Here is a 12,702-nt window from a genome sequence, read left to right as displayed (position 1 = left end):
TGGGTCCTCAGTCCTGGAGTTCGGCCTGGCTTTCCACGGGGTCGATCAGCACCGCCTTGTCCTGGCGCACCAGCAGGTCGAGGATCTGGTCCTGCTTCTCGCCGAGAACGCCGGGCAGGCTGATGCCGGAGGATTTGGTCGGGGCGAGCATCGCCACCCGGTACAGTTCGAGGCTCAGCGGCGAATCCACCGAGAGCGGGCCGGAGCCGTTGCCGGCGAGCTTGCCGCCGACCACGATCAGCGAGACCTTGGTGTCGAACGGGTCGAGGGCGATGTTGCGGTCGGTGTTGGTGAGGTCCTTGATGTGGCCGTACACGCCGATCAGCTGGTTGCCCGCCGCGAGGTTCTCGTAGAGGCGGATGTTCACGCTGTTGCGCACGCGGATGCCGTGGCGGCGGTTGGCCAGGACCTGGTTGCCCCAGAGCAGGTTGTCGCCGCTCTCGTAGAGGGTGATGCCGTCGGAATGGTTGCGGTAGACCTCGTTGTAGGCCACCAGGTTGCCCTCGCTGTTACGGTCGAGGACGATCCCGGAAAGCTTGTTCTCGTAGCTGCGGTTGTTGAAGATGAAGCTGTCGTTGACTTCCCGCGAGACGATGATGCCGTGCTTCTTCCTGGTCCCGTGGACGGTGTTGTCGGCGATGATCAGGCGGTGCGAACGGTCGTGCGGGTCGATGCCGTAGACGATGTTGTCGCGGTAGGTGTTGCCCTTCACCACCAGGTCGTCGGCCTCGTAGCAATAGAAGCCGTACCAGCTGTCGACGATGGTCGAGTCGATCACCCAGCCCTTGGGGCGCGGGCGCTTCATCTGCTTGTCCATGCCCGGGCTGTACTGCGAGATGGAGATGCCGTAGGCCTTGGAGGCGTTGTAGCCGAAGCTGGTGAAGGTGCTGTTGCTCAGGTACACCTCGGCGCCGCCCCAGGAGATCAGGAACGGACGGAACTCGTTGGGCGTCTTGAACCAGGCCGGCTCCTTCTTCGATTCGCTCCAGCCGGTGACCTTGCTGTCGCGGACGAACAGCATGCCGTCGTTGACCAGGAACGCGCCGCGCTCCTGGGACAGGCGCAGTTCCTTGACCTGCTTGTCGATGTCGAGGGTCGCGCCCTGGCTGACCACGATAGGCAGGCGGGCGACGAACACCCCCGGCTCGACCTGTTCCAGCGCGCTGGCGGGAAGCTTGCCGGCGAGCTGGGCGAGGTTCACGTAGCCGCCTTCGATGAAGATCGCCTGGGGCATCTGGCGCTGGCGCTTGACCCATTCGGCGAGGCGGTTGCTGCCACCGGTGAACTCCTTCAGCGGCTGCTGCTGGACCATGCGCTGCACGCTGGCGCGGCCACCCGGCTTGCGCACGATCTTGGCTTCCACCGCGGCGGCGGTGTAGCCGGAGAGGTCGGGCAGTTTCGGCGGGTCCAGGTGCAACGGTTCGGCCGGCGCGGTGGTCACCGTGTAGTTGCCGGTTTCCTTCAGGCCCTGAGTCAGGCCCGGCTCGTTGCCGGCCTGCGCCGGGACCGGCTGCGGTTTCTCCACCGGCTGCGCCGCCCACGCCTGGCCGTGCAGCAGCACCGCGCCGAGCACTGCCGCGGCCAGCGGGCGCAGGCGCGGGAGCCGGCGGCGGGGGATCGAAAGGGAAATGTCGGGCATGTCCGGTTTCCTCGCGGGGCTCAGAAGCGCCAGATGAAGTCGACGAAGGCGCGGTGCATGGTCGAGTCGGTGCCCGGCCCGTAGGCGTCGCCCGGCTTGAACAGGCCGCCGCGGAAGCGGATCAGCGCCGAGGGCTCGTCGACGTACTGGCTCATCGAGGCCGGCAGCAGGCCTTGCTTGAAGTACTTGGTCACCACCAGGTCGAGTTCCTGGCCGATGTCCTTCTCGCCCGGTTGCAGGGCGGCGTTGATGCCGCTGGTGCCGATGTCGGAGTCGTCGTCGACGCGCCAGAACTTGTGGTAGACCAGGCTCGCGTCGTAGTCCTCGCGCAGTTGCCAGGAGCCGAACAGGGTGGCTGCCTGGAGGTTGCTCAGTTCGCCGCGGAAGGCTTCGCCGAAGCGGTGCACGCGCGAGCGGGTGCCGGTGAAGTTGGAGCGATTGCTCTCCAGCCCGGTCTGCTGGAACTGCTCCTCGCCGTCCTTGCCACCGCCGCTGCCGCGGGCGTAGCCGACGCCGGCCTTCCATTGCTCGTCGATGTTCCAGCGCAGGCCGAGGTCGACGCCGAAGGCATTGACGTCGCCGCTCTGCTTGCCGGTGGCGATGCGCCGGTCGTCGACCGTGGTGGTGGTCAGGTTGTCGCGGTCGCCGGTCAGCCAGGTGGCGCTGGCCCAGTAGTTCAGCGGCATGCTCGAACGATAGTTGTAGGCATCGCCGGTAGCCTCGATGCCGAGCCAGGTGAGCTGGCCGGTATAGGTCTTGTCGAGGTTGTCGACTTCCTCGCCGGGGCGGCGCAGGTGGCCGCTGTCGTCGGCGTGGTGGATGCGCACGCCGATGCGGTGGTGCGGCGCCCACTGGGTGGAGATGTCGCCGAACACATGGGTGCGGTCCTTGTCCTCCGGGGCCAGTTCGTCGAGGTCGGTGCGGTATTCGCTGAAACGCTGGGCGACCCCGGCATGGGCGTTGAGCAGGGTGGTCTCGAAGCTCCAGTTCAGCGCCTCGATGTTGGTGTCCTGCCACTGGCCGCTGTCTTCCCGCAGGCGCTGGCGGCCGAAGCGCAGGTGCTCGCCGGGGTAGGCGGTGAGGCCGGCGTAGTCGACCCAGAACTCGCGTGCGGCGAGGTAGCTCTTGTCCGGCTCGCGACCGTCGTTGCGGCTGTTGTTGCCGTCGTCGGTGTCCGATTGCAGGGTGTCGGTCTCGATGGTGTCGGTGGCGGCCACCGCCTGGCCCATGAAGTAGGCGCTCCAGTCGCCCCACTGGCCGAAGGCCCAGGGCCGCAGGTCGATACCGATGTCGTTGAGGGTGCCGCCGGGAGCGGTGCCGAGGTCGCGATCGTTTTCCGATTCGCCGGTGATCTTCACGTCCAGGCCGAAGTTCTTCGGCGCCTCGCCGCTGTTGGCGGCGAACGCCGGCGCGCCGAGCAGCAGGGCGATGGCCAGGGACAGGGCGCGCGGCGCGAAGGACGGCCGCGGGTTGACGGAACGGGAGCTGTTCATAGGCTTTCTGGCTCTTCTTCGTTGATCGGCGAGTCCTGGCTCTGCAGCAGGCTGACGGTGGCCTGCCAGTTGTTGCCGCGGCTCTGTTGTTCGCGCTTGAGCAATTGCTGCGCCTGGCTGCGTTCGGCCGGCGGCAGTTGCGCTTCGATCTGCCCGAGCAGGTCGCTGGCCTGCGGTACCTGCTGCTGCACGGCGAGCTGGCCGAAGACGTAGGCGTTGACCCGGTTCGGCTGGATGCCGCGGCCCTGCGACCAGAGCTGGGCCAGGGCCATGTCGGCGCTGGCCTGGCCGGCGCGGGCGGCGAGGATCAGGTGGTCGACGGCCTTCTGCGGATAGACCTTGCCGAGGAAGCCGCGGCGGTAGATCTGCCCCAGGTAGTAGTTGGCCTGGGGTTCGCTGGCGGCGGCCTTGAGCAGGTGCCGCTCGGCCTTGCGCGGGTCCTGCGGCGCCCACTTGCCGTCGTAGTAGAGGCGCCCGAGGAGCAATTCGGCGCGTGGCTGGGCGGCGTCCTGGGCGTTCTTCAGGTAGCCGAGCATCTTTTCCAGGTCGCCCTGGTCGGGATAGTCGTAGAGCAGCTTGGCCAGGCTGACCCAGGCCGCGGGGTAGCTCGGCGCGATCTCTTCCAGCAGCGCCTGGGCGGTCTGCGGGTCGGGTTGGCCGAGTTCGCCGTCGGCGAGCACCCCGGCCACCGAGTCGACTCGCTCGCCGGGCACCCCGCCGCCCTTGTAGGCGGCGCGCAGCTGTTCGAGCAGGGCCTTCTGCTTTTCCGCGTTGCCCTGCATCTGGTAGACCGTGGCCAGTTCGTACCAGCACACGTCCATGCGCCGCAGCCAGCGCTGGCAGACCTGCTCGATCTCGCCCAGGTGCTGGGCGTAGGTGCCCTGGGTGCGGTAGAGGATGATCTGCGCCAGGTCGGCCTGTGGCAGTCCGCGCGCGCGCCACTGGTCGATGCGCTGCTGCGGGTCGATTTCCGGCCAGGACTGCGGGTATTGCAGGTAGAGCACGATGAGCGGCACCAGGGCACTGTCCTCGCCCTGTTCGAAGGCCTGGCTGAGCAGGCGCTCGGCCTCGCGGTGCTCGGCGTCGCTGGCGCCGGGCTTGGCCGCCAGCCACTTGCCAAGGCGCGCGCGGGCCCGCGGCGAGGTCTGCGCGGCCTCGCGGTAGAGCTTTTCGGCCTTGGCCTGCTGGGCGCTGTCGCCGCTGGCGACCTGCATGTCGGCGAGGCCGACCTGGGCGTCTGCGTAACCCATCGCGGCCAGGGCCTGGTAGTTGCTCTGGGCGGTGGCGAGGTCGCCGCGCTCCAGGGCCTCCTGGGCCAGGCGCTGGTCGGGCAGCCCGGCGCAGCCGGCGGCCAGGGCGATGGCCGAGGCCAGCAGCAGGTGCCGGGACGCCAGGGGCAGGGGAGGGAGGATGGGCATCTTCATGGTCGGGTACCGGTCAGCGAGCGGTGGCCAGGGTCACGGCCTTGTTCAGCAGGGTGCGGCCGGGCAGGCCGCCGATGCTGACCTCGGCCGGGCGGCCGGCGTACTGGGCGTCGAGCGGCTGGTCGGGCTGGATCTGCACGCGGATTTCCGAGGACAGGTCGCCGTCCACCGGCGCGGTGTTGACGATGCGGCCGCTGCGGTTGACGCCGTCGCCGGCGACCTGGAAGTTCACCCGGGTGCCCGGCGCCAGCTCGGCGGCGTTGCGGTAGGGGAAGCGCGCCTCGATGCTGGCCACGCTGTCGCGCGGCGCGAGGGTGAAGATCACCTGGCCCTTGTTGGCGTATTGCCCGTCGGCTACCAGTTGCTGGACCACGCGGCAGTCGCAGGGGCTGGTCAGGGTCCCTTTCATCTGGTGGCCGAAGAGCTTCTCGATGTTGCCCGGGTTGAGCTGCTCCTCGGTCAGGTTGCCCTTGAGCATGTCCAGCAGGTTGGCCGAGAAGGTGGCGATCGGCGCGCCTTTGGCGACTTCCGCGTTGGGCCCGAGAAGGCTCTGCACGGTGCCCTCGCGGGGCATGGTGATCTGCTGGTTGGGGACGCTGACCACGCCGGAATCGGCATGGGTGACGAAGTACAGGTTGTACATCTGGTTGAGGATGAAGGCGAAGGCGCCGACTCCGACGACGAAGATCGCGGTGCTCAGGGTCACCGCCCGGACCCGGCCGAAGAAACCCATCCCGCCGTTGCCGCCGCCCTGCTTGCGGGCCTTGGTGAAGTTCTCGCGCTGGAGGGTATTGAGCATGTCGCCGACGCCGATCACCTCGCCGGCCAGGTAGGAGGTGATCAGGTAGCGCAGGGCCGCCACCTCGCGCGGCTTGAGGTTCTGGAACTCGCAGCCGACCCGGCGGCTGGCGGGGTCCACCGAGCGCACCTGGAACTCCACTTCGAGGGAAAAGCTGATGCTGTCGACCTGGAACAGCAGCTTGCCCTTGTACAGGTCACCGGGCTGGATCGGCGCGCCGCTCGCGGTGAAGGCGAAGCCGCCGGCGGAGAGATCCAGCAGGCGTGCGTCGACGCCTTCGCGGTTGGCGCCGATGTAGCGGATGCGCGCCGGCAGCTTGACCCGGGCGAACTGGCGCTGGGCTTCGGATTCGTGCACGACGTTGACGTTGACGGCTGTATTCATGGTGTCGGGTCCTGTTCGGTCCAATCTGGGTCGATTTGCGCGCGGGCCGCGGCCCTGGCGTTGTCCGTAGTCGATTCGGTGGTCATACGATGGTCAGCAGCACGGCGACGAAGATGCTGGCGGCAGAGAAGGTCATGGCCCGCGACGACCAGGCGTTGAACCAGCGCTGGAAGCTGGCCAGGCCGCGCTCCAGCTTGGTCGGCTGGCGGGTCCAGGACTGCCGGTCGAGGCGGAAGAACACGTAGATCTTCACCAGCGCGCCGACGATCTGGTTGTAATAGAGGATCAGCGGATAGGCCGGGCCGATGCGGTGCCCGGAGAGCGAGAGGAGCAGGGTCAGCACCAGGCGGGTGAGGCCGATCCAGAGCAGGTACACCAGCAGGAAGGCGATGCTGTACTTGAGGCTGGCGAGGATCGCCACCACCAGGCCGAGCAGGCTGGTCCACATCGAGACGCGCTGGTCGAACAGCACCAGCATGGTGAACCAGCCCAGGCGCCGCGCGCCGAGCTTGAGCGCGCGCGAGTTCTGCCGCAGGTTGTTGCCGTACCAGCGGTACATCAGCTTGCGGCTGGCCTTGATGAAGCTCTTCTCCGGCGGGTGCTCGACCGTGTTGATCGCCGCGTCGGGCACGTAGAAGGTGTCGTAGCCCAGGCGCATCAGGCTGAACCAGCTGGACTTGTCGTCGCCGGTGAGGAACTTGAAGCGACCCAGGCGCCAGTGCTCCAGGTGGTCGTTCTCGACGTCGGTGATGAACTCGGGGTTGGTCACCACCCGGGCGCGGAACACCGACATCCGTCCGGTCATGGTCAGTACGCGCTTGGACAGGGCCATCGAGCACATGTTGATGTGGCGCTGGGCGAAGCGCAGCTTGTGCCACTCGCTCATCACGTAGCCGCCCTGCACTTCGCAGAATTCATTGGTGGTGAGGCCGCCGACGTTGGGGAAGAGCTTGAACCAGGGCACGGTCTTCTTCACCACGCCGTGGTCGAGCACGGTGTCGCCGTCGATCACCGCGACCACCGCGTCGTCGTCCGGCAGGTGCCGGGAAATCGCGCGGAAGCCATAGGCCAGGCCGTCGCGCTTGCCGGTGCCGGGAATCCGCACGAAGTCGAGGCTGACCCGGTCCGGCGGGTTCATCTTCTCCCACAGAGAACGGACCAGGACCTCGTCGGACATCTCGACGATGGAGCAGACCACGGTGGTCGGGTAGCCGCTGTCGATGGCTTCGCGGATCACCGAGCGATAGACCATGGCAGTGGTCAGGGCGTCGATGCGGAAACTGGTGACCATCAGGAACACGTGCGACGGGTCGGCCGCGCTGGCCAACTGGCGCACGCGCCGGCGGTAGTACGGGTAGACCACGTGGAGGAACAGCATGCCGCGCAGGAAGTGCACGCCGCCCATGGAGTAGCGCCAGATGCCGACGGCGCCGATAAGCAGGATGAAATCCTTGGAGTCGGCGTCGAACACGGTCTTCGGCACTGCCAGCGCGAGCACCATCAGCAGGCTGAGGAACACCAGCCAGCCGGTGGCTTCGGCGAGGCCACGTTTGTAAGTTTCCATCATCAGTTCCATCGGGCTGGGGACCTTGGCCTCGACGCCGGCGTGCGCTTGTTGTTGTTATGGCGCACGCCGCGGAGACGGCCTTCGGTCCGAGGGCGATAAAGAGGTTCTTTACCGGCTCACGGGGCCAGGGGCGGCCCGCTACCAGCAGATGCCCTCGGCCTGGGCAGTGGTGGTGTGCGGCATGAAGCCCACCAGGTCGACCAGCTTCTTGCCGCTCGGGGTCTTGTTCACCAGGTCGACGAACAGCTCGTCGCCATTGCCCAGCACCAGCACATCGGAACTCGCCACCACTTCGTCGAGGTCGGAGACCAGCAGCGAGGAGACGTGCGGGATCTTCGACTCGATGTATTCCTTGTTGGCCCCGTGGACACGCGCGTATTCGACGTTGCGGTCGAAGATGCGCAGCTCGTAGCCCTTGCCGATGAGCATCTCGGCCAGCTCCACCAGCGGGCTTTCGCGCAGGTCGTCGGTGCCGGCCTTGAACGACAGGCCGAGCAGGCCGACCTTGCGGGTGTCGTGGCTGGTGATGAGGTCGAAGGCCTTCTGCACCTGGTTGGAGTTGCTGCGCATCAGCGAACCGAGCATCGGGTGCTCGACGTCCAACTGGCTGGCGCGATAGGTGAGGGCGCGTACATCCTTGGGCAGGCAGGAGCCGCCGAAGGCGAAGCCGGGACGCATGTAGTAGCGCGACAGGTTGAGCTTGTGGTCCTGGCAGATCACGTCCATCACCTCGCGGCCGTCGACGCCGACCGCCTTGGCGATGTTGCCGATCTCGTTGGCGAAGGTGACCTTGGCGGCGTGCCAGACGTTGCAGGTGTACTTGATCATCTCGGCGACCTCGACGGTCTTGCGGATGATCGGCGCGTCCAGCTCGCGGTAGATTTCCTCGAGAAGGTCGCCGGTCTGCTTGTCCAGTTCGCCGATCACGGTCATCGGCGGGAAGTCGTAGTCCTTGATCGCGGTGCTCTCGCGGAGGAATTCGGGGTTGGTGCCGACGCCGAAGTCGACCCCGGCCTTCTTGCCCGAGCAGTCCTCGATCAGCGGGATCACCACGTTGTTGACGGTGCCCGGCAGTACGGTGCTGCGCACCACCACGGTGTGGCGTTCGGACTTCTCGCGGATGGCGAAGCCGATCTCGCGGCAGACGGTCTCGATGTAGCCCAGGTCCAGGTCGCCGTTCTTCTTGCTCGGCGTGCCGACGCAGATGAACGATACGTCGGAGTCCAGCACGGCCTTCTTGAAGTCGGTGGTGCCCGACAGCCGTCCGGTCTGCCGGCCTTGCTGCAACAACGCTTCCAGGCCCGGTTCGACGATGGGCGACTTGCCCTGGTTGATCAGGTCGATCTTGGTGCTGGAGACATCCACACCAATGACTTCATGACCGCGTGCCGACAGGCAGCCAGCACATACTGCACCGACATAGCCCAAACCAAAGATGCTGATTCGCATCGCATTCACCTCGATTGTTTGTCGCGCCGTTAATGAGGTGGCCGTATGGCCACTTCCCTATCTGGCGAGCCGTTACTACGAGCCCCGATCCAGAGCCCTTGATCCGCCTTCAGGCAGTTTCGAATAGAGTGCTTAGTTGTTCGGCACTCTAATAGGGCAAGTTATAAGTTCATGCCCTTTAATGTTTCAGGTGGGTTTCAATAACGGTGCATAACCCGACCTTGGATGCTTCGTTTTAGTTCGGTCCATAGAATTCAAGTTTCTAAAGGCCTTTAATTTCAACAGGTTGAGTTTGTCCCTCGGAGCGGAGTCCGATTATTCGAGACGGTTTCAAGTTGCTCTGCCCATAACTATCGATAGGCATCGCGGTGATAGGATGTTTTCTCTGCGAGGGAAGTTCCGGCCGTTTGTCCCGCTCGCGAAATATTTGGAAATATCCGTTTGATATCACTTGATACCAACTTGATGGCCTTTCCGTTAAATGCCTGCCAATGGCCACTAGTTGCAGAATGCATGGCGGCTGAAAGTTCCGCGTCACCGGAATGAAACAGAAGCCGCTTTTACCGCCTTAAGCAAACCTTAAGGATTCCTTAATCTTCGATCCATGCACTTTGCAATCGTAATTTGCATGTAATGGCGGGAGGCTGGTAATGGCCAATGGATTACGCCGGAGATGGCATTTCCGCCTTGAATTGGGGAAAAGTCTGTGGGCTGGGCGTGAAAAAATGTGATGCAGTTCCGCATGACTTGCAGACGAACGGTTGAGTAGGCCTATTCGCCACAAGGGCTTTTCCGGGGAGAAAGGCGACGCAGCAGGGGTGTCGGAGGGACTAACGGTAGCGCCAGGAGGCGTCGGCGTGCCGAAAGAGGAGCGGCCCGCCAGGGCGGCGGGCCGGGGGAGGTCAGTCTTGCGGGGCGTCCCTGAGGAATACCAGCTGATCCGGGCCGGACTGCTCGGCGCTGAAGTAATAGCCGTGGGCGTTGAAGTCCTTCAGCCCGGCCGGGTCGCGCAGGCGCTCGCGGATCACGTAGCGAGCCATCATGCCGCGAGCCTTCTTGGCGTAGAAGCTGATGATCTTGTACTGGCCGTTCTTCAGGTCCTTGAACTCGGTGTCGATGACCCGCGCTTGCAGCGCCTTGCGCTTCACCGCGCCGAAGTACTCGTTGGAGGCCAGGTTGAGCAGCACGTCGTCGCCCTGGGCGGCCAGCGCTTCGTTCAGCCACTGGCTGATACGCTCGCCCCAGAAGGCGTAGAGATCCTTGCCACGGGCGTTGGCCAGGCGGGTGCCCATTTCCAGTCGATAGGGCTGCATGAGGTCGAGCGGGCGCAGCACGCCGTAGAGACCGGAGAGCATGCGCAGGTGATCCTGGGCGAAGGCGAAATCGTCCTCGCCGAAGTCTTCCGCGTTGAGGCCGGTGTAGACATCGCCCTTGAAGGCGAGCAACGCCTGCTTGGCGTTCTCCGGGGTGAACTCCGGATGCCAGCTGGCGTAGCGAGCGGCATTCAGGCCGGCGAGCTTGTCGGAAAGCTTCATCAGTTCGCTGATCTGCAGCGGCGTGAGCTGGCGCAGTTGCTGGATCAGTTCCTGGGCGTGGTCCAGGTATTGCGGCTGGGTGAAGCGGTGGGTGACCGGCGGGGTCTCGTAGTCCAGGGTCTTGGCGGGGGAAATCACCATCAGCATCGTTCAGGCTCCTCGAATCGTCGGGCGATTGTAGGGGCTGGAGACGTCCGGCTCCACCTATGCGGTCGATAGGGAAAGGCGCCGCCGACCGAACGGCGCCGAGGTATCAGGCCTGGACGGGAGCGAGGTGCGCGGCGACGCTGCCCCGGGCGGCGAACACCACCAGGTGGTCGGCGGCGACGCGGATACCGACGTCATCGCCCGGCTGGTGGTCGGCATGGCTGGGGAAGATCGATTCCAGCTGGGTACCGGTGGGTAATTGCAGGCGGTACAGGGTGGCGGCGCCGAGGAAGGTCTTGCCGACGATCCGCGCCTTCAGCTCGCCCTGCGGCGCGTGCACCAGGTCGTCCGGGCGCAGCAGGACGTCTACCGCGCTGCCGGAAGGCAGGCTGTAGGCGCGATTGCCGCGGATCACGCCGAGTTCGGTCTGCACCGTATCGGGGCTGAGCAACTGGCCGCGAATGAAGTAGCCCTGGCCGACGAAGCTGGCGACGAAGGGCGTCAGCGGCTCGTGGTAGAGGTTGTAGGGGGTGTCCCACTGTTCCAGGTGACCTTCCTTGAACACGCCGATGTGGTCGCAGACGGCGAAGGCTTCTTCCTGGTCGTGGGTCACCAGGATCGCGCTGGTGCCGCGTGCCTTGAGGATCTCGCGAACCTCCTGGCTGAGGCTGCGGCGCAGTTCCACGTCGAGGTTGGAGAAGGGTTCGTCGAGCAGCAGCAACAGCGGTTCGGGCGCCAGCGCGCGGGCCAGGGCCACCCGTTGTTGCTGGCCGCCGGAGAGTTCGTGGGGGTGGCGCGCGGCGAGGTGGTCGAGCTTGACCAGCTCCAGAAGCTCGCGCACCAGGCGCTCGCGTTGTGGATGCTTGCGGATGCCGAAGCCGACATTGTCGGCCACGCTGAGATGCGGGAACAGCGCGTAGTCCTGGAACACCATGCCGATCCGGCGTTTCTCCGGCGCCAGGGTGAAGCCGGGACGCGAGATGACTTCGCCGCCCAGTTCGATCTGCCCGGCCAGCACCGGCTCGAAGCCGGCGATGGCGCGCAGGGTGGTGGTCTTGCCGCATCCCGAAGGACCCAGCAGGCAGCCGATGTCTCCGGCATTGAGGTGCAGGTCGAGGTCCTGCACCACTTTCTGCGAGGCGTAGCCGCAGGCGAGATCTTTCAGGTTCAGCAGCAGGTCGTGGCTCATGGGCTCAGGCGTAATGGGCGTGTTCGATCAGCAATTCGAGGAGGGCCTTCTGCGCGTGCAGACGGTTCTCTGCCTGGTCCCAGGCTACCGAGCGCGGGTCGTCCAGCAACTCTTCGCTGATTTCCTCGCCGCGGTGGGCCGGCAGGCAGTGCATGAATAGTACATCGTCGGCGGCCCCATCGAGCAATGCGGCGTTCACCTGGTAGGGACGGAACAGGGCGATGCGCGCGGCGGCTTCGTCTTCCTGGCCCATCGAGGCCCACACGTCGGTGCTCACCAGGTGCGCGCCGGCCACCGCCTCGCGCGGGTCGCGGACGACGCGCAGGCGGTCGCCGGCAAGGGCGACGAACTCGGCCTTCGGCTCGTAGCCCTCGGGGCAGGCCACGCGCAGCTGGAAGTCGAACTTCAGCGCCGCTTCTATATAGCTGTTGCACATGTTGTTGCCGTCGCCGATCCAGGCCACGGTCTTGCCCTGGATGCTGCCGCGGTGCTCGTGGAAGGTCTGCATGTCGGCGAGCAACTGGCAGGGGTGCAGGTCGTCGGACAGGCCGTTGATCACCGGCACCTTCGAGTGCGCGGCGAATTCCGTCAGGGTGGCGTGGGCGAAGGTGCGGATCATCACGCCGTCGAGCATCCGCGACATGACCCGGGCGCTGTCGCCGATCGGCTCGCCGCGGCCGAGCTGGGTGTCGCGCGGGGAGAGGAAGATCGCCTGGCCGCCGAGCTGGATCATCCCGGCTTCGAAGGACAGGCGGGTACGGGTCGAAGCCTTCTCGAAGACCATGCCCAGGACCCGGCTCTTCAGCGGCTCGTAGAGCACGCCTCGGTTGCGCAGGTCCTTCAGCTCGCTGCCGCGGCGGATCAGACCGATCAGCTCTTCGGGGCTGTAATCCATAAACGAGAGAAAGTGCCGTACGCTCATCGCTGACTACCTTTTATTTTTACTGCTGGCCGAGGCACTGGCCGGCTTTCGCGAGAGAAAACGGGACTGGACCTGCGGCGGGACCGCAACGTGCGGGAAAATAGGGGAAGGCGCGATCTTATAAGGAAATGTCGCGGAAACACAAGGAGGGGCT

9 protein-coding genes are annotated in these 12,702 nt (G+C 65.6%); all 9 read right to left on the bottom strand.

What is annotated here, in order from left to right; all coding sequences use genetic code 11:
• Window positions 1–7 precede the first annotated feature (7 nt).
• The gene (algG, locus tag HMPREF2914_RS01285) at window positions 8–1,639 is read right to left on the bottom strand and encodes a mannuronan 5-epimerase AlgG (protein WP_003110465.1); all 1,632 of its coding nucleotides are present in this window, start codon (window positions 1,637–1,639) and stop codon (window positions 8–10) included.
• A 20-nt stretch (window positions 1,640–1,659) separates the two neighbouring features.
• Window positions 1,660–3,132: an outer membrane porin AlgE gene (gene algE / locus HMPREF2914_RS01280; RefSeq protein WP_003092105.1), complete on the bottom strand. Its 1,473-nt coding sequence runs from the start codon at window positions 3,130–3,132 to the stop codon at window positions 1,660–1,662.
• The gene (algK, locus tag HMPREF2914_RS01275) at window positions 3,129–4,556 is read right to left on the bottom strand and encodes an alginate biosynthesis TPR repeat lipoprotein AlgK (protein ID WP_023092596.1); all 1,428 of its coding nucleotides are present in this window, start codon (window positions 4,554–4,556) and stop codon (window positions 3,129–3,131) included. The genes algE and algK overlap by 4 nt, the downstream gene beginning before the upstream one ends.
• A 13-nt stretch (window positions 4,557–4,569) precedes the next feature.
• A complete protein-coding gene (gene alg44 / locus HMPREF2914_RS01270) occupies window positions 4,570–5,739 on the bottom strand; it encodes an alginate biosynthesis protein Alg44 (RefSeq protein ID WP_003092101.1) in 1,170 nt (389 codons plus the stop codon).
• Between the two features lie 82 nt (window positions 5,740–5,821).
• Complete coding sequence (gene alg8 / locus HMPREF2914_RS01265; protein WP_073668203.1) at window positions 5,822–7,306, bottom strand: mannuronan synthase; 1,485 nt, start codon at window positions 7,304–7,306, stop codon at window positions 5,822–5,824.
• A 138-nt stretch (window positions 7,307–7,444) separates the two neighbouring features.
• Window positions 7,445–8,755, bottom strand: coding sequence for a GDP-mannose 6-dehydrogenase (gene algD / locus HMPREF2914_RS01260; RefSeq protein WP_003110461.1), 1,311 nt, complete (start codon window positions 8,753–8,755; stop codon window positions 7,445–7,447).
• A gap of 902 nt (window positions 8,756–9,657) precedes the next feature.
• Complete coding sequence (yaaA, locus tag HMPREF2914_RS01255; protein WP_003092094.1) at window positions 9,658–10,437, bottom strand: peroxide stress protein YaaA; 780 nt, start codon at window positions 10,435–10,437, stop codon at window positions 9,658–9,660.
• A 106-nt stretch (window positions 10,438–10,543) separates the two neighbouring features.
• A complete protein-coding gene (locus HMPREF2914_RS01250; RefSeq protein ID WP_003092092.1) occupies window positions 10,544–11,626 on the bottom strand; it encodes an ABC transporter ATP-binding protein in 1,083 nt (360 codons plus the stop codon).
• A 4-nt stretch (window positions 11,627–11,630) separates the two neighbouring features.
• Window positions 11,631–12,548 carry an ornithine carbamoyltransferase gene (argF, locus tag HMPREF2914_RS01245; RefSeq protein ID WP_003092090.1) on the bottom strand — a complete coding sequence of 306 codons (918 nt, stop codon included), beginning with the start codon at window positions 12,546–12,548 and terminating at the stop codon, window positions 11,631–11,633.
• Window positions 12,549–12,702 lie beyond the last annotated feature (154 nt).

It is taken from the genome of Pseudomonas sp. HMSC067G02, from assembly GCF_001813485.1.
GTDB classification, from domain to species: Bacteria; Pseudomonadota; Gammaproteobacteria; order Pseudomonadales; family Pseudomonadaceae; genus Pseudomonas; species Pseudomonas aeruginosa.
Note: the sequence above shows the minus strand (reverse complement) of the source record. Positions and strands in the feature narration are given on the sequence as shown.

Excerpts from the sequence above, each read along its gene's own strand:
- algG (WP_003110465.1), bottom strand. The coding sequence starts at position 1,639 with ATGCCCGACATTTCCCTTTCGATCCCCCGCCGCCGGCTCCCGCGCCTG.
- algE (WP_003092105.1), bottom strand. The coding sequence starts at position 3,132 with ATGAACAGCTCCCGTTCCGTCAACCCGCGGCCGTCCTTCGCGCCGCGC.
- algK (WP_023092596.1), bottom strand. The coding sequence starts at position 4,556 with ATGAAGATGCCCATCCTCCCTCCCCTGCCCCTGGCGTCCCGGCACCTG.
- alg44 (WP_003092101.1), bottom strand. The coding sequence starts at position 5,739 with ATGAATACAGCCGTCAACGTCAACGTCGTGCACGAATCCGAAGCCCAG.
- alg8 (WP_073668203.1), bottom strand. The coding sequence starts at position 7,306 with ATGATGGAAACTTACAAACGTGGCCTCGCCGAAGCCACCGGCTGGCTG.
- algD (WP_003110461.1), bottom strand. The coding sequence starts at position 8,755 with ATGCGAATCAGCATCTTTGGTTTGGGCTATGTCGGTGCAGTATGTGCT.
- yaaA (WP_003092094.1), bottom strand. The coding sequence starts at position 10,437 with ATGCTGATGGTGATTTCCCCCGCCAAGACCCTGGACTACGAGACCCCG.
- HMPREF2914_RS01250 (WP_003092092.1), bottom strand. The coding sequence starts at position 11,626 with ATGAGCCACGACCTGCTGCTGAACCTGAAAGATCTCGCCTGCGGCTAC.
- argF (WP_003092090.1), bottom strand. The coding sequence starts at position 12,548 with ATGAGCGTACGGCACTTTCTCTCGTTTATGGATTACAGCCCCGAAGAG.